Raw genomic sequence first — 17,310 nt, 5'->3', positions numbered from 1 at the left:
AGAAAAATCGATGTACAATTACATCGATTTAAATAAGTTTTAATTTTATTAGGTTGGATAGTTTTATTATGAAAACGAAGCTCAACGTACTAACTACAAAAGTTATGATGAAAAACATTGGTGAAACTGTATATCCGAAGGCAACTTCTTGTTGTAGTATCGTTACATTTTGATTGTTATATAAATCTGGTTTATGGCTCCAAGTTTGCCATAAGCCGTAACAAACAAAACTAATTACTAGGACGATATGTAGAAGAAGGGAAAGTATAATACTTTTTGCGATCAACTTCATTCTAAAAACTTTCCTTTTTCCAAACCATTGCTTGAAATTGCAAGTCCGGATTATTTATTTGTTCAGATGTTAATGTTCGAAACGAAACGAGCTCAAAATAGTTACCACCTAATTGTTTGACCTTTTCTTCGGAGAAAAAGGAAAAAAATCGTTTCGGTTCATATGAATCGTGTTCCCATATCCCTTCAAAATCATGTCCACCGTATACACCCCAAAAAAAGTGACCCCCAGGCTTTAGTACTCTTTTAATCTCTTTCAGAACGTTTACTAATTCCTCTTTTGGAACATGTAGTAGACAATTCATCGCCCAAATCGCACTAAATGAATGGTCAGAAAACCGCAAATCATCAAATGACATTTCATATGCATCTAACCCTTTATTACTACAAATTTTAACCATTTCAGGTGATAAATCAATGCAAGTTACCTCATGTCCTCTCCCTTTAAAAAATAGCCCATCTTTTCCAGTCCCAGCACCGATTTCTAACAATTTGTCACTATTGTTTAGAAAAGAAAGAAAAATATCTCTTTCTTGAACTTTCCATTCATCCATTTTACTCACTTCTCGCTCCACCGCTTTTTCATTGTACGCTTTTGACAGTTTTTCTTTTATTTGTTGATAAGACATATCAATTCACCACTTCTCCCTTGTACAACGGAATTCTTATTTGTTCGGTTGGTTGAATGGATTTTCTTACATCTGTCGCTTTTAAAATAAACGTTTCTGGTAGTTCCTTTGAAAAGTCTGGATAGAGTTCAAGTTCCTGAACAATTTCCGTGCCCTCATCTCCCTCCATATGATAGCCATACCCACCAACATGAAAATTATCTAAGTAATTATCCTCTTCATCAACAGCATTCCAATGGAAAAAGTATTCTGTCTTTAAAGGTTTGCTTCCTTTTAACAATATTTTAGGGTATACAAAATCCACATGTTGACTATTATCCATTATTACTTCCACTGTATTAATCTCTATATCATCATATTTAAAATTAACATCGTAAATCCCTTCTTCTAGCTTTATAGGTATGTCAATTTGGGCAGGTTCCATTTTGTTAATTGAAATAAATTCAAAATATATAGGTTCTTTCGGATCTAGGTTTCCTATTTTTTCGAAACTCTCTCTATCTCTTAATATATTCATAAAATCAAATTCAAATATAAATCCATCTTCGGTAAATTGCGGCTCAAAATAATTGCTATAATACCCTACTAGTGGATCACCATTTTCCGTTACTACTTCAAATTCGAGATGAGGCATTAAATAGTACATATCTGCTTCGATTCCAGCTATTTCTCTAAATTGCTCTGTTTTCCTTTTTCTTTCTTCTTCCGATAGCGCCACGAACATTGTTAGTTTACTTTCGATATCCGTTCTTTCAAACTTTTTAATTTCGAATTGGCCAACATCATCCAACGTAATTGTTTCATTTATTTCAACAGTTTCAACGTTTATATTTGCTTTTGCATAATTAACAGGAATTTGTATGTCCCACGAACCAGGATATCCTGCAATTCTACGAATATTTAATAATATTTCGAATTCATCTGGTATTTCGCCTAATTGATTTAAAGAAAAATAAAGTGTATCTTCATTTTCTGCTGTTGTACTATGAAACATCGGCATAACCATATCGACAAATTGAACTCGGTCCCCTGTTTTTATTTGAACGATTCTGTTATCCCAAATGTCAATAATAGAATCATAACCGTACGTTCCAAACGATTTTTCCGATTCTACTTTGTAATGTAAGGCAATATTGCTAGGGCTTATATCTATCCCCGTTATTTCTAACGTTATTTCTTTATCCGTAAACGTATACGTCCCTTCATCCCAAACATTGTACATTTCTCCATGTTTAATATAGTTTGATACGGCCGTATATACAGGGGAAAGCTTCGGAACGACGAACATTCCTAGTAAGACGACAGCTAACAAAATAGTGGATGTCACAATTTGATATTTCCAAGATCTTCTTTTTTTATTGTTTTTTGTATAAGCACTAAGCCCTTCTACCACTTCGTCCGCGAAGGAATCAGGAAGGAAAGGTTGATTCAGAAATTCAATTAGTTGTTTATCTTCCTTTTCGAATGTAGTTAATATTTCACGGCAAGCTGGACAAAACTCTAAATGATCTTTGATGATTGTATTTTCTTCGTCAGAAAGATCCTGTTTATAGAACATAAAAAGCTTATCTACTTTTATACAATCCTCAGCTTGACTTTTTGCTGTAATCGTTCCACGTAGCTTTTCTTTAGCTTCGGTTAAATATCTTTCTACCTCACTAATCGAAAAATGTAAAACTGTTGCTATATTGCTCTCATCCATTGCTAAAACGAAATGTAGTAGCAACACTTTTTGTTCTGGAAAAGTTAACGAATGAAACGGAATATGTTCTGTCCTATTTCCTTTATAAGTAATGCGATTAAATAAATGTGGAATCGTTATTTTGAAAAACCAAGATGTAAACGTTTCTTCTTCATTATACGTCGGAAGCTGTTCATACACATATTGAAAACTTCCTTCAACTAATATTCTCGCTTCCTCTTTATCATTGACCATTCGATATGCTATTGCATATAGACGATCTTGGTAAAGCTCCACATAATATGTAAATTTTTCTTTATTTCCATTTAAAATTTCATTTATATTAAGTAAATCCTCCTGCATATAGGCCACCCTTATTAATCGGAATTTTTTTACTGTTTAAAAATATTGTATCATTTTTCACTATTTTTTGGGAGAAATTTGTTAGAAAAACTCGATGTTCGCGAGTCGTTGCAACGAAGCGAGCTGCGTTAGTTTTTCTTATGCGACTATACAAGCAAACATTTTTATATAATGGCATCTAACATTCTATGAGTATAAAAATTTACTTTCCTATAATCAAAAAAAAGCAAGCTTCTTAAAATAAGAATACTTGCCGTTACATTCATTTTATTGTCGATAAAAGTAAAGCAATTTTAAATAAATATCACGTTTTACTTCATCTATATTTTCTCCCCCGCGTTTACGGGATTTCTTTTTAATACCGAATAGAATGGATAGCATAATTTTCACCTTCCATGAACTTTATTTTCTTCTTATCATTAGTATAGAATCTTTCCATCTTTACTAAAACGAACGGAAGAATGGTTTTCTTTCATCCAATACACTACATTTATTTCCTACTTCACGATGAAAGATACTCCGCCTTTTGGCTGAAACTATATTAAGTTCAACTAACAAGTTAGGGAAGTGACAGATAACTTCCCTCATTGACTTATGAAAATTTGATTTAGTAGGAAGGAGGAGACTGAATGGGAGCAACAGAGAGAGATGGTTATGTATTCGAAACAGAGTACAGCGTTGTCCAACAAAAAGGAGCTGTTCATGTATATAAAAAAGGACAATTTATTAGCGAGCTTCCCTTTCAATTTGAAGGGAATCAGCCAAGTTCAGAACAAATTGAAAATGTAATTGATGCATATTTAGAAAAAATGTAACCTAAAAATTCTTAGGATAACCAACAAAAAAAGTCCTAAAAGTCAGTTTGTACTAACTTTTAGGACTGCCCTTTTTTATTACTGAATGACACGTACTGCTTTCACTGCGCGTGGTTTCCAGTAGTTACTGTAGTTAGAAAATGCTACACCAGTAGAGGTAGCTGCATGTAATAACGTGTTAGAATCTACTACGATTGATACGTGGTTAATGACACCATTTCCAGTCGTATCAAAGAATACTAAGTCCCCTTTTCTTATTTGAGAAAGTGGAATTTCAGTACCAGCGTTTGCTTGTTGACCAGAAGTACGTGGTAATGTAATTCCATTTTCACTAAATACTCTTACTGTAAAGGACGAACAATCAAATGCATCCGTTCTAGTAGTTGCCGCTCCGAATAAATACGTTGCCCCGACATATTTTCTTCCGCTATTGATAATGACATCCGCTTTTTCTTGCCAAGTTGATACTGGTGTAGAGACTGCAGTTGCTTGCTGTGTTCCAGATGGCAGTTGTATAACTTGTCCAACAAACACTCGGTTCGGATCAGTTATTTTAGGATTTGCCGCTAATAAAGATTGATACGTAACACCGTGATTTTTAGCGACTACAGTTAAGGAATCACCACTTTTAATTGTGTACGTAGTGCCAGTAGGACGAGCCGTGTTAGTAGGTGTAGCTGTATTATTTGCCGGTACTTGTATTACTTGTCCAACAAAAATACGATGTTCACTTTGTATAGAAGGGTTTAAATTTAATAAACTGGAGACCGACGTATTATGATCACGTGCAATAACAGATAGAGAGTCACCTGACTTTATCGTATATTGCTTTGTAGAATTATTAGTTGATGTAGAGTTTGTTGTTGTAGAAGTTTTTATCGTTTGACCTGGAAAAATTGTGTCAGTATTTAATTGGTTCCAATTTCGCAACTGATTAATTGTAACAGAATGATCGTTTGCTATTTTCCAAAGAGAATCACCAGATTTAACAGTGTAGTCAGAAGCAAAAGCTTGATTTGAAAAAAGGAAAGTTGCTGCTAACGTACCTACGATTATCGTTTTTTTCATGTTGTGCATTCTCCTAACATAGAAAGTTTTTTTCGTTCACTTAACTCCAACAACTATGTTAGCATGAAAGATTAAAAAAATACTGTACTAATAATTGGTAATAACGTTGAAACCGCGTCCTATAAACGTCCAAGAGAATAAATTAATAATAGTTAGAAAAATAATGCGATTGTTATAATTTTAAAGGAATTGTTTGCATTTCAACTCAAAAAGGCTAGCAATCATTGCTACCCTTTTTAAGTATAAAGATTGACTATTTAACTTATAAACCCGCATTTCTTTGCAGTCTTTTTGCTATTTCTAAGAAATCTTCTCTTGAAATTCCTGGCGCAAATTCTTCCGGTAGGTCTTCAAAATCAGGGACCGGAGCTCCTTGAGGTGCTCCTTGTATAACTTCTAGTGGTCCTCCATCTTCAGGGTGACGTCCTTTCCAAATCATCGAAATGTCTTTAAAGTCATTATCACTAAATGTATATAACTTCCGATGAACTCCTTGAGCTTCAAACTTTCGAGTTGTTTCAAACGCTTTGTTTTCTAAATTCGGTATTGGAACCATTTTCGTCATATCTACACCTGTAGCTATTTCTAATGCCTTTGCATAAGCAACTACGTGCACCCCACCACGGACTAATAAGTAGCCGATCATTTCCCTTGCTACTGGATTACTCGTCATTTCATACACTCTCATTTTATGTGTGCGAGCACCACATTCTAAGAAGAAATTATGAAGTAAATCTAAAATTAAATTACCACTATTAAATACGTTATCACCCGTCCAAGGTCTTCCCATCGAATCTCCCGCTAATGCTGTTTGTGCATTAACTATATAATGATAAGAATTTCGGAAATCTTTCGTATTTCCTAAAGGTGTAGCATCGGGCGGAGCTGGTCTTGTTGTTCCTTCCATCATTAAGTTGATAGTATTTATTACTAACTCCACATGACCTAACTCTTCCGCTGTAATACTAGCTACTAAATCGTAAAACGGTTTTAGTTTACGCTTATTACGAAAATTATTTGATTGGTACATATAATTATTTAATGTAGACATCTCACCGAATTTTCCACCTAGCAACTCTTGAACGGCAGCTGCACCGTTTGGATCTGGCTTCTTCGGTCTTGGTAATTCGATAAGTAGTCGGTTATATCTTTTATACAAAACGGCATTCCTCCTCCAATAATAATAATAATAATAATAATAATAATAATGATGTACACTATTACTTTTGTATGTTGAGGGAAGAATGTCCTATTCCTTTTTCTTATTTGTGTAGGCACTCGCCTATACAACTTAGGTGAATTCATCATAATGTATCGTATAAATAAATTAAAGTTCCAGTATGAGTACTTTCTTGGGACAGTAATGAAAGGAGATGCTTTGCATGAGCAAAGGTGTACCTACAGCTTCAGTAGGATGCTTCACTGGAGGTTTCACACTTTATATTATTTTGTTTATTTTACTTGTAATTATCGGGGCTGCTTTTTTAGGCTATTGATAAATATCATTTGGACAGAGAAAGCTAAATTCACTTTAGCTTTCTTTTTTCTTTTTATTTAAAATTTCCACCCCAAAACTTTCTTCTCGATAAAACATATTTTTTTTAGTTTAGGTCAATATATTAGTACATAAACTGTTAAGCCAAGTCGGAGGAATCTAAAATGATTCAAAAAACTATAAATTTACACTCACCAATTTTGTATGAATTCATTAATATAGGTTGTACCGATGAATAAGTCTTTAGAACGATTATTATGGAGCATTGCACTTCCCGGCTTTGGACAACTACTTAATCGAAAATATGTTAAAGGTATTACATTTATTATTTTGGAATTTATCATTAACGTATTTTCAAATTTTAATACTGCTATTATGTTAAGTTTTAACGGAGAAATAAAAAGTGCCTACACATCCATTGATTATTTGTGGCTCATGTTCTATCCTTGTTTATACTTTTTTGCGATGTGGGACGCCTTTAAAGATGCAGGTGGAGGTAAGAGTCGGTATGCTTTTATACCATTTGTCAGTTGCGCATATTTTGTAACTGTTGGACTAATGATATCTGGAAAAGCAAAGCTATATGGTCATTTAATAGGGCCAATTTTTATGCCTATGCTATTTGTTATTCCAGGTGTAGTAGCAGGACTTATAGTTCGGGAAGTGCTCCTATATTTAGAGAAAAGCAACAAAATTCCAACGTAAGTAGGAGAGATATAAATGCCTCATATAAGAACAAGAGACGGAGTACAAATTTATGCAGAAAAACTAGGGTCAGGAAATACTACGATAATTTTTATTCACCCACCTGGGATGGGGCATGTCACTTTTAAACAACAAAAGCCACTTTCAAGCCGTTATTCCATATTATTAATGGATTTAAGAGGGAATGGAAAAAGTAGTGTTGGAACTCAGCAAATAACTTTTTCGTTACTCGCCCAAGACATTTATGATGTTATGAAGCATTTTGATATTAAATCAGCCATTCTTTGTGGGTATTCAAACGGTGCATCGATTGCATTAGAATTCGCTTTGCGTTATCCATCTTCCACAAAAGGACTTGTCCTAGTTGGGGCATTCCCAAAAGTTAATTCCTTACTTCTTTACGCAGAGTTTATGTTAGGTATACTAGTAACAAAGTTAAATGCAATGCCTTTAATTTCTTTTGTTATCGGCAGAGCACACGCACATAGTAAAGGATATGGAAAGCAGCTCGAATCTTACATTCGAAAGACGAAGGCTAAAACGTTACATAAGATGTATAACGAAGGCGTTAAATTTGATCGTACTGAACGTTTACAAGAAATAAAAGCTCCTATACTTCTTGTATATGGGAAAAAAGATTTTTATGTTCATCATTACCAAAAAGAATTTCGACATTTCCACCGTAATACAGATGTTGTATATATATCTAAAGCAAAGCATCAAGTACCAACGAAATTTGCAAAGGAGTTTAATTCTGTAGTTTCGAGTTTTATAAGAAGAAAATGTGAAGTTTAACTTTAAAAGCTGTCTCCTACTATGCATTTGTAATGGAGACAGTTATTTTTTATATTACTTTGTCTTTTTTTACTTTCGTTAAGCAATTTTGTGCAATTTTCATTTTACTTAGCGTACATTTTAATGTTGATTCAGTGTTGAGTTCCCTACCTAGTTCAATATTTGTCAAATCTCTTATTGTTCTCGCCATATTTTCAAGCGCGTTCCTCATCAATTCTTCGTCTGTATTATGTTTATTCATTATAATTACCTTAACCATCTCATCCGCATATTCGTGTATTCTCTCATACACTTCAAAATTATTTTGCATAGTAAGGTCTCCTCTCCCAACTTAAACCATTCTTTATTGATATGTATGTGATATAGTCTTTTTCTATCCTAATTAGTTTTTATTTTCTATAGTAAAAGCACCATAGTCCTTAAACTACGGCGCTTTGTAAACTAATATTTTTTCCATTTTCGCATAATCGACCGAATTTCGGTTGCTAATTGTTTACAACGTGCTACTTCCTCTTCCGTTAATTCCATTTCACCGTATCTTACTTTTTCATAAATAGAAAAAAAATGTTCTGATACAACCGATTCACGTACTAACCATTCTTCTAACGTTTCATTAGGGTAGCGTGCTCGATTTTTCTTATGTGCTAATTTTTCAAGCTCAAACACAAGCTTTCTCACTTCATTTTCGGGTGGTTTTTGCCACCAGCCTCTTCTACCACTTGACTGAATCTTTTTAAGTACACCGTTGTATGTTGCAGCGACTTCTATTGAAGACTTCATTACTTTCACCTTTCGAAGTAAGAAAAAGGCAATGATGAATAATAAAACGATGAGAATGACCATCACCAAAATGTTATCCCATATAGGAGCCACATCTACAATTTGTTCGATCTCTTTCTCTTCCGCACCGCCTTCTCCCTCCATGATTGATTCCGCCTCTTCACCGCGCAAAACAAGATTGAATTCAAGGAGACTTGCTAAGTAGAAAAAAGGCTTTGATAAAATACCGAATACGAAGCCGATAACTCCTCCAAACGCTTTTAAACCGATAGAGATGATCCATTTACCAATTGTTGAAAGAAAAACAGTTAGGCCTAAAATAACACTAATAAAGGAAAGTGAACTTACAACGACTTTTTTGTTTAATGTTCGGTCTCGCCACGTACGAATCACACTTTCTCCAGATTGAGCTAAAAGAAACAACAATAACTGTATTCCGAATAAGTAAATAAAATACTCAGCATATACGTACCTAGAAACATAGATATAAACGTAAATTGGAAGCATCCAAAAGAAACATAATAGAAAAATTGTTCGTGCTGTTAATGGACGGTCTTGCACAAATAAAACAAACCCTCTCCAACTTAAAAAACCACCTATAACAAAAGATAAAACATACCCATAGCCAAGGAAAAAGGAAATCATTGCTATAAGCGGAGCAATAAATACAATTAACACAAGTGTTTGTACTTGAAGATTAGCTGATATAACGCTATATATGATAATCGTAACTAAAGTAGGAACGATTAACCCCACTATCGGTGGTAGCATTGAAGTATGCATGTAGGACAATACAATGAAAAAATATAATAAACTGACTTCTATGCATAAGTGAACACTATTTCTCCAAATTTTAGCCATATCGTACCCTCCTACTACGTGAGGAGCCAACTTTCTTTAACGTTAATACAGCATCTTCCCTACTAACATCCAGAACATAACATTGAGAAGATTTTCGAATTGAATACTTTTCTGTTTCTTCTTCATCCATACATAAAATAACGTATGGCGAAACGTAATTACTTACAATTCTAGTAAATGATAACGAATTTATTACTACACTGTTTTTATCAACTCTTGCCAAAAACTCCAATGCTGTTTGGAGCTGTCTTTTCCCTTCCCCGAATGGGAGAACGTAGTAGGATGGGTTACCGAACTTTTTAACATTTACTAAAAGCCCAAAAGAAATATTGTACTTCGTTGCATACTGAAGCAAATACGATATCCCTTTAATCCGATCTTCTAGATTACTAGAACGAATATCAAGTACAAATAACCATGTAAACTGAGAAGCACGTTCATGTACTTTCGTTTGGAGGGATGATAGTCTTGCCGTTGCTTTCCAATGGATTTTGTTAAACGAATCTCCACTTTCATAATTACGAGTTCCGATAATAGTATTTTTATCTTCATAAAATGAGCTACGAGTTGGATACGTTCCTTCGTTTTTAGGAACCATACGCTCTACACCAGAAACCACCTTTTTCTCCGGATAAACAATCACTTCGTATTTTCTGTTGTTTAGTAAATTAAGTATCACTTTACCAAATCCGATAAAGTGGTCGACTTCTATTTGTACTTTATGAATTTTTGCTACCCCTCTTTTTATAGATTGAAATGGTACTTCTAAAATTAGCTCATTTCTTCCATAAACGTGAAAAGGAATATCTAATTCATTACTGTAGCGTAGCTCTACCGAATCTTTAAAGTTAATATTTTTATCGGTTGTAATTGTCAGTTTTCCAAAGAAAATTGGTAAAAGAGATGGTTGTCTTATTCGTACTTTAATAACACCTTCTTCGCCTGTAAAAGTTTTCACTCTCTCTTCAGGGAAATCAACTTCTAGCCGTTTACCTACCCAATTTAAATACATATAATTCGCTATGAAAAAAAAGAAATATCCACTTCCGATAACTAGTAAAATAGTACTATTGATAAAAAAACTAATAAAAATTAACACCCAAGATATTGACGCTAGATAATAATAATCTTTATAAATATCTGTATGTTGACTCCATTTATTCATTATTTCACAGCCGCCTCAACTGGAACAGGAATCATTTTTAATACATCATTAATTACTTGGGTATTCGTTTTCTTTAAAGAACCTTCCATGGAGAGTACAATTCTATGGCTTAATACGTAAGGTGCCATTTTTTTAATATCTTCTGGTGTAACGAAGCTTCTTTGCTGAATAAATGCTCTTCCTTGGGCAGCTCTCATTAATGCTAGGGCTCCACGCGGGCTGACACCTAGCTCAATTTCATCGTGATTTCTAGTTTGATGGATAATATGTAACAAATACAATTCTACCTCTGATGATAGTCTCACTTTTTTCACGTCTTGCTGCAACTGCTCGATCTTATCTTTCGTAAATAACACTTTTAATTCTTTTAATGGTTCTCCTTCACGATATGTTTGTAGTATTTGTTGCTCTTCTTCGATAGTTGGATAACCGAGATCAAGTTGTATAAAAAAGCGGTCCATTTGTGCTTCAGGTAAAGGGAACGTCCCTTGTTGTGATTCTATCGGATTTTGTGTTGCCATTACCATAAATGGTGATGGAAGTGAGATGGTTTCTCCGTCAATTGTTACTTGTCGCTCTTCCATTACTTCTAGTAAACTTGATTGCGTTCTAGGTGTTGCACGGTTGACCTCATCTGCTAGCAATATGTTTGTCATAACTGGCCCTGGTCTTAGTTGGAATTCGTGTTTTTGCGGATTAAAAAATTGAATTCCTGTAACATCGCTTGGTAATACATCTGGTGTGAACTGTATTCTTTTAAACTCTGCATCTACCATTTTGGCAAAGCTTTTTGCTAACATTGTTTTTCCTGTACCAGGAACACTTTCGAGTAGTACATGGCCTTTATTAATAAGTGAGATAAATAATAATTCCACTACTTCGTCTTTTCCAATGATTACTTTACCTAATTCTCTTTGTAAGTCTTTTACTAGTTCCATTATGCATCCCTCTTTCAATTTTTACTTTTAATATTTTTCCCATTTTTTGATAGTCGTTTTAATTTCTGTCGCTAATTCCTTACACAGGATTAATTCTTCCTCTGTTAATTCCATTTCTCCGTATCGCACTTTTTCATATAAGAAAAAGAATTGATCTGAAACAATGGATTCCCTTACTAACCACTCTTCTAATGTTTCATTTCGATTTCGTCCGCGGCCTTTTTTATAGGCTAGCTTTTCTAAATCAAATACTAGTTTACGAACTTCATCTTTTGGAGGTTTCTGCCACCATTCATTTTTCCTTCTCCATTTGTTAGTTTTCGTATTATAGGAAACATCATCCTCAACATCTAATCGTTTTACTTTCACTTTTCTTAAGTAAATTAAAGCAACGATAAATATTATTAAAAATATAATTGCCATTACAATTACATTGTCCCAAAATGCTTCAGGGTCTCGGAATTCTTGCATCCATTTTTCAACATCACTTTCTTCATCCTCACTAGATTGTTCTCCTAATTCTACGGCTGCATACTCCCAATCTATTAAGCTTAGTAGATAAAGAAAAGGTTGAGCTAATACCCCGAACAAAAATCCTATTAACCATCCAAATGACTTCAACCCTTCAGAAATAATGACTCTTCCGAATGTCGAAAGGAATATTATTGCGATCGTAATTGTCCCAACAAAATAGGACGCACCTTTCAATATATTACCTTTCAACGTATAATCAACTTTTGCTCGCTGAAAGCTATCCGCTAAACGTGAAAGCAAGAAAAACAGTAATTGGAATCCTAATAAATATAGTAAGTAGTCAGCATATTTATATTTATCTAATACAGCAAAGAAATAAACGAACATTATCCAAAATATCGTAAGAAGAAAAATAGTCCTCGGTAATAATTGTCTTCCGTGTATAAAAACAACAAATGCTCGCCAGCTTATCGTACTCCCTATTACAACCGATAAGATGAAACTATAACCGAAGGCAAATGATATTATTGATAAAATTGGTGCAAAGAATACGATTAATACAAACGTTTGAACCTTCATCGTTTTTTCTAAAAAACTATAAATAAAAATAGCTAATAAAACCGGCAAGAGTATACCTTCAATAGGAGGAAAATAAGGAATGTGAATATAAGAAATTAATACAAAAGTGAATAAGAGATTCACTTCCATTAATAAATAAAAACTTTTTTTAATAATACTAGCCATTTCACACCCCTTTATAATTCGGAATATTCATTATTTACATAAAATATAATATAAAACTTTTCCAAAAAAGTCCATATTATTAGTAATTTTTTCACACTTTTTACTATTTTTCTATTTTCTACCTTCATTTAATTTACTATAATAGAATGATATAAACTTTTTTTAAAAGGAGAGGAGTATAGATGAATACCTTTCACTTAGCTGTAGTAAAGAAACGTAGGCAGATGATGGATGTTGCTAACTTAAAAGGTATGTCCTCTTCCGAAACAGTTAAAATAAGTCAAGAATTAGATCGGTTAATAAATTTATATTTCCTTTCACCGAACAAAACCGATACAAAATAAAAGGGCTGTCCTAAAAGTCAGTTAAGAATGACTTTTAGGACCTTTTTTGTTCATTATCTTATTAAGGATTACTAATAGCTTTATTCGCAATGTGCTTAAGCATTACATTATCGAGGGGCATGATAATGTTCGTGTTTGAACCTAATTAATAGAAATCTTACAAACTAAAACGAATTTAGTACGAAAAAAGCATATAAACAAAACAGTGAGAAAAACGAATCGTTTTTCTCACTGTTTTTAAGACTGTTTTTGGGCAGCGTCTCTATATTTTAAGAAAAATCACATGATTGCACCATTTTCTTCATATATTATACGGAATGGATATGAAGGGAGGATTGGTTACATTGGTCTGGTTAGTACTGTTCCACGTTTTAACTTCTATTGTCGGCTTTGGTCCAACGTTTTTTAGTTTTATTCTACTTAGAAAAAGTCAAACAATTTCAGACTTACGGCATAACCTTATTCTTCATCACAAGCTTCACTATTTCCCTAAAATTGGTGGAACACTAGCCGTTATTTCTGGTATTCTACTAGTCTTATTAGGAGATTACGGTACTATATTACAAGTTTGGTTATTCGGTTCGATCATACTGTTTATGGCAATACAAGTTTTGTATATCGGTTTTATCCTTCCAGCTCTTTTTGAGCTTCAAGAATGGGTTCTCCACCCAAATAATAGAGCGTCTACTCAATTACCGTTAGAACAGTTAATGCTACTTAGAAAAGCTTGTAATTATTATTATGTTGTTATTATTTTAACACTATTAATTTTTACATTTATGATATTGAAGCCGAATTAGTAATTTTCCTCATTTTAATTCAATCGGCTCCATAGCTTCATCAATATTCTTAAAAACAAATCCCATTTCAACAAGCTCATCTAACAATACCGTAATAAAGTCGACCGTTGATATTAAGTCATGTAGTAAGATAACTGGGTTTTCTCCCCGATTTACTACTTCTTCTACTTGAAGCAAAGTATGACTAATATATTCAGGTCCTCTAAACTGCCAATCTCGACTATCCACATTCCAATCCCATAAAATAAAGCCTTCTTTTTTCACAGCATCTTTGTAAGACGGGGTCATGTGAGGAGAAGAACCGAATGGAGTTCGAATAATTACCGTCTCAACATTTGTAATATCTTTTACTGTTTGTTGAGATTGGCGCATTTCATTAATCACAGAAAATTGAGAAGCATAAAATTGTTTTTTATCATGTGATACACCGTGTAATGCTAGCGTGTGACCTTCCTCTACCATACGTTCCACAATTTCTTTATGCTTAACCATTTGTGGTTCTAACATAAAAAATGTTGCTTTCGCATTATATTCAGCAAGTATGTTTAAAAGCTCCTCTGTTATCGGCTGTGGTCCGTCATCAAAAGTTAAGTATGCGATCCTTTCTTCATCCTGTGCTTCGGTCACCTTTTCCTCCTGTTCTTCCATCGGTTCCTCTACTATTTCTTCGTTAACTTCAGGGGCCGGGTTATTATTTTCATTCACGATTTCACTCTCCGCTACCTTGTCTTGATTTAACGGAATTTCAATGATAGATTCATTATTTAAATTTACTATCACGTTATTTTTGTCGAACGGAAATTTACCCACTAACAAAAATGCTACAATAGTTGCGACTAGTAGGATTAGCGGTAATACATATAATAAATTCCTTTTTTGTTTCTTGGTCATTTCAGGCCTCCAGTATCATTCTCAGATGTCATACTAATCTATTATAATGATTTTTCCTATTTATACATATAGTCGTTTTCTTTACAATTTAGTTACAAGTATTTTTATAAAAAATAGGAGCTGTCCAATAAGGGACGACTCCTTTTTAAATGTCTCTTCTTAATGCTTTTAATACATCAATTCTTGTTGCTTTAGCTGCAGGTTTTAATCCAGATAAAATAGCGACTATGACACTTATACCTACACTGATTAATGTTAGGGACCAAGGAATGTAAGATAATAAAATATCCGTTCCTACCTCTTCTCCATACATACCTTTCACAACTACCGGTAATAACAGATTAACACCATAGCTTACTGCATATGCGGCGAGAGCTCCTATTACAGAACCGATGATTCCAATGTAGGCACTTTCCATTAAAAACAAGCTTTTAATCATTTTTGGGCTTCCGCCAATTGCCTTCATTATTCCAATATCTTGCGTACGCTCTGTTACCGCCATGGACATCGTATTAAATATACCTATTGATGCAATAATGACCGCTATCGTGCCAATAAAAATTAATCCTACCTTCATTACCGAGAATATCATGTTCACTTCTTTTAATTCTTGAACAGCAGAATATGCATAATAGCCTTTTTCTTGAACTTCCTCTAAAATTGGCATTACTTGTTCCATATTGTTCGTATACACACTGATATTCGAATATGTGATGGAGAAATCTTTTAATTGTTCAATCGTTTCCTCTGGAAGATTCGGATTAAGGAATGTACCAAGTCTCGTTTCTGTAAACTTTTCAATTTCTTTTAATGTTTCATCTGAAATGTTTACATAGTTGTCTTGAGTCCATTGTTTCGTAGGTTGCTTTGCAATTCCAACAACTTTTAGTGCGAAATCCTTCGTTACTTGTTCTCCATCCTTCATTTGTGGAACTGTTAAAATAATTTCTTTGTTCAGCATATTAACTTCAGCGTTTTCAATAAATTCTCCGTCTTTTTCTAAATGATGTGAAAAATGATAGCCGATCACAACTTCATTTGCAGCTTCTGGCATTCGTCCTTCCTCTAATTCAAAATTAGACTGAAGTTCAGATGGATAATGAACTACTCTCGTTGTAACATATGGTACTTTATATTCATCAAATGTGTAAAATGCTTCATAATTATCTAAGCTACGATAACGAGTTACCGTTTTTACATTTTCTATACTTTCGAAATAACGAATATCCTCATCTGTTAAATACTGATTATCCGGGTCGTCTTTCCCATGAATTTCCACTTCTGTCACTAGCCGTGTTTCAGTAATATCTTGAACAATATATTTATGTAGACCAAAACCAACGGAAGCTAATACCATTAAAAAGGCACATGCCATTGCGGTTGCGAGAACGGTCATAAATACACGGCTTTTATTTTTCTTCATATTATCTTTCACAAACTTATTTTTATCTCGAAACTTCATATAACTCTCCTCTTTCTTCTAACCTGCCATGCTTAAGCTGTACCGTTCTATGTGCAATACGGGCAACATCTTGATCATGTGTAATAATAACAAACGTAATACCATCTATTTCATTTAATTGTTTAATAAACTGTAAAAACTCCTGTTCCGTTTCACTATCTAAACTACCAGTCGGCTCATCAGCTAATATTAAGTTAGGTTTCGTAATGAGTGCTCTAGCAATTCCTACACGCTGCTGTTGGCCACCAGATAACTCGCTAGGATAAAATTCTTCAAAGCCATTTAAGCCAACTTTTTCTAACACTTCTAGTACTCTAATTTTTCTTGCGTGCTCTCCAACACCCACCATTTTTAGAGGTAACTCTACGTTGGCAAAAGCAGTCATAGTTGGGATGAGTTGAAAGCTTTGAAAAATAAATCCGATATGATTCAAACGAAATTCAGACCATTTCGCTTCAGTAAGTTTAGTCACATCCATTCCGTTTATTTCAATTGTTCCAGATGTCGGCTTCATAAAACCACTCATTAAATTTAATAAAGTAGATTTCCCCGAACCACTCTTTCCAACAATAGAAACAATTTCCCCCTCATAAATAGAGAGATTAATATCATTTAATACAGGTATTTTTTGTTTATTATTTTTCTTCCCAATTATAAACTCATGGGATAAATTTTTAATCGTTATCATCTATAACACCTTTTTCTATCATTTTTGTATCGATACACTAGTTAAACGAAACAAAAATCAAAAAGGTTTTAAAAACTTTCTCAAGATTTTCTTCAAGGGAAATTGCTTATTTTATTTTTGGAGTAAATCAAGAGACCTATTCCGTAGGTTGATAGAACGGATAACATAAGTAGGTAGTTCATACAAGGTAAACATTGCATCATGACGAATGAAAATCGGTGGCTCGGTTTAGAACAGCTACAATGTTTTTGCCTTTCAAAATTTAAAACCGAGAGTGGATCGGAGCGGAAGGTGCGAGACTCCTGCGGGAAGAAGAGGAAT

Annotated in this window: 19 protein-coding genes; 6 read left to right on the top strand and 13 right to left on the bottom strand. The window is 33.8% G+C overall.

Going from position 1 to position 17,310, the window contains the following annotated elements:
* Positions 1–28: 28 nt before the first annotated feature.
* Genes BC6307_RS09435 through BC6307_RS09425 form a run of 3 tightly spaced genes read right to left on the bottom strand, consistent with a single transcriptional unit; the run spans position 29 to position 2,964 of the window.
* Positions 29–292 (bottom strand): hypothetical protein, encoded by a 264-nt coding sequence (locus BC6307_RS09435; protein ID WP_066412667.1) that lies wholly within the window; start codon positions 290–292, stop codon positions 29–31.
* Position 293: 1 nt separating this feature from the next.
* Positions 294–920: a class I SAM-dependent methyltransferase gene (locus tag BC6307_RS09430; protein ID WP_066412666.1), complete on the bottom strand. Its 627-nt coding sequence runs from the start codon at positions 918–920 to the stop codon at positions 294–296.
* A 1-nt stretch (position 921) separates the two neighbouring features.
* Positions 922–2,964 carry a hypothetical protein gene (locus BC6307_RS09425; RefSeq protein ID WP_066412665.1) on the bottom strand — a complete coding sequence of 681 codons (2,043 nt, stop codon included), beginning with the start codon at positions 2,962–2,964 and terminating at the stop codon, positions 922–924.
* 629 nt (positions 2,965–3,593) lie between these two features.
* On the opposite strand from BC6307_RS09425, the gene BC6307_RS09420 reads away from it, so the two are divergent.
* A complete protein-coding gene (locus BC6307_RS09420) occupies positions 3,594–3,779 on the top strand; it encodes a DUF5370 family protein (RefSeq protein WP_066412660.1) in 186 nt (61 codons plus the stop codon).
* Between the two features lie 78 nt (positions 3,780–3,857).
* Here the strand turns inward: BC6307_RS09420 and BC6307_RS09415 are convergent, their stop codons facing one another.
* Positions 3,858–4,847, bottom strand: a complete 990-nt coding sequence (locus BC6307_RS09415) for a C40 family peptidase (protein WP_066412656.1) — start codon at positions 4,845–4,847, stop codon at positions 3,858–3,860.
* A gap of 262 nt (positions 4,848–5,109) precedes the next feature.
* On the bottom strand, positions 5,110–6,006 hold the full coding sequence (locus BC6307_RS09410; RefSeq protein WP_066412653.1) for a manganese catalase family protein: 897 nt from the start codon (positions 6,004–6,006) through the stop codon (positions 5,110–5,112).
* Between the two features lie 223 nt (positions 6,007–6,229).
* On the opposite strand from BC6307_RS09410, the gene BC6307_RS09405 reads away from it, so the two are divergent.
* The 3 genes from BC6307_RS09405 (at position 6,230) to BC6307_RS09395 (ending at position 7,842) form a co-directional block, all read left to right on the top strand.
* Positions 6,230–6,343, top strand: coding sequence for a YjcZ family sporulation protein (locus tag BC6307_RS09405; protein ID WP_157076595.1), 114 nt, complete (start codon positions 6,230–6,232; stop codon positions 6,341–6,343).
* A gap of 230 nt (positions 6,344–6,573) precedes the next feature.
* Complete coding sequence (locus tag BC6307_RS09400) at positions 6,574–7,047, top strand: hypothetical protein (protein WP_066412650.1); 474 nt, start codon at positions 6,574–6,576, stop codon at positions 7,045–7,047.
* Positions 7,048–7,062: 15 nt separating this feature from the next.
* Entirely contained in the window at positions 7,063–7,842 is a 780-nt protein-coding gene (locus BC6307_RS09395; protein WP_066412648.1) for an alpha/beta fold hydrolase, read from the top strand.
* Between the two features lie 49 nt (positions 7,843–7,891).
* Here BC6307_RS09395 and BC6307_RS09390 read toward each other — a convergent pair whose 3' ends face one another.
* From BC6307_RS09390 to BC6307_RS09370, 5 genes are all read right to left on the bottom strand, one after another.
* A complete protein-coding gene (locus BC6307_RS09390) occupies positions 7,892–8,152 on the bottom strand; it encodes a hypothetical protein (protein WP_066412647.1) in 261 nt (86 codons plus the stop codon).
* 131 nt (positions 8,153–8,283) lie between these two features.
* Complete coding sequence (locus tag BC6307_RS09385) at positions 8,284–9,483, bottom strand: DUF4129 domain-containing protein (RefSeq protein ID WP_066412642.1); 1,200 nt, start codon at positions 9,481–9,483, stop codon at positions 8,284–8,286.
* Positions 9,476–10,648, bottom strand: a complete 1,173-nt coding sequence (locus BC6307_RS09380) for a DUF58 domain-containing protein (protein ID WP_066412640.1) — start codon at positions 10,646–10,648, stop codon at positions 9,476–9,478. Before BC6307_RS09380 ends, BC6307_RS09385 begins: the two co-directional genes overlap by 8 nt.
* Positions 10,648–11,586 carry an AAA family ATPase gene (locus BC6307_RS09375; RefSeq protein WP_066412638.1) on the bottom strand — a complete coding sequence of 313 codons (939 nt, stop codon included), beginning with the start codon at positions 11,584–11,586 and terminating at the stop codon, positions 10,648–10,650. The genes BC6307_RS09380 and BC6307_RS09375 overlap by 1 nt, the downstream gene beginning before the upstream one ends.
* A gap of 27 nt (positions 11,587–11,613) precedes the next feature.
* A complete protein-coding gene (locus tag BC6307_RS09370) occupies positions 11,614–12,804 on the bottom strand; it encodes a hypothetical protein (protein ID WP_066412636.1) in 1,191 nt (396 codons plus the stop codon).
* A 182-nt stretch (positions 12,805–12,986) separates the two neighbouring features.
* Here BC6307_RS09370 and BC6307_RS09365 point away from each other — a divergent pair, with 182 nt between their 5' ends.
* Both BC6307_RS09365 and BC6307_RS09360 read left to right on the top strand, forming a co-directional pair.
* Positions 12,987–13,148 carry an aspartyl-phosphate phosphatase Spo0E family protein gene (locus tag BC6307_RS09365; protein ID WP_084380214.1) on the top strand — a complete coding sequence of 54 codons (162 nt, stop codon included), beginning with the start codon at positions 12,987–12,989 and terminating at the stop codon, positions 13,146–13,148.
* Positions 13,149–13,492: 344 nt separating this feature from the next.
* Positions 13,493–13,948, top strand: coding sequence for a DUF2269 family protein (locus tag BC6307_RS09360; protein ID WP_066412634.1), 456 nt, complete (start codon positions 13,493–13,495; stop codon positions 13,946–13,948).
* 9 nt (positions 13,949–13,957) lie between these two features.
* Here BC6307_RS09360 and BC6307_RS09355 read toward each other — a convergent pair whose 3' ends face one another.
* The 3 genes from BC6307_RS09355 to BC6307_RS09345 all read right to left on the bottom strand — a co-directional run bounded on the left by BC6307_RS09355 (position 13,958) and on the right by BC6307_RS09345 (position 16,989).
* Complete coding sequence (locus tag BC6307_RS09355) at positions 13,958–14,839, bottom strand: polysaccharide deacetylase family protein (protein ID WP_066412632.1); 882 nt, start codon at positions 14,837–14,839, stop codon at positions 13,958–13,960.
* A 145-nt stretch (positions 14,840–14,984) separates the two neighbouring features.
* The gene (locus BC6307_RS09350; protein ID WP_066412630.1) at positions 14,985–16,301 is read right to left on the bottom strand and encodes an ABC transporter permease; all 1,317 of its coding nucleotides are present in this window, start codon (positions 16,299–16,301) and stop codon (positions 14,985–14,987) included.
* Positions 16,285–16,989, bottom strand: a complete 705-nt coding sequence (locus tag BC6307_RS09345) for an ABC transporter ATP-binding protein (protein ID WP_066412629.1) — start codon at positions 16,987–16,989, stop codon at positions 16,285–16,287. The genes BC6307_RS09350 and BC6307_RS09345 overlap by 17 nt, the downstream gene beginning before the upstream one ends.
* Positions 16,990–17,310 lie beyond the last annotated feature (321 nt).

Source organism: Sutcliffiella cohnii (assembly GCF_002250055.1).
GTDB lineage: Bacteria > Bacillota > Bacilli > Bacillales > Bacillaceae_I > Sutcliffiella > Sutcliffiella cohnii.
Note: the sequence above shows the minus strand (reverse complement) of the source record. Positions and strands in the feature narration are given on the sequence as shown.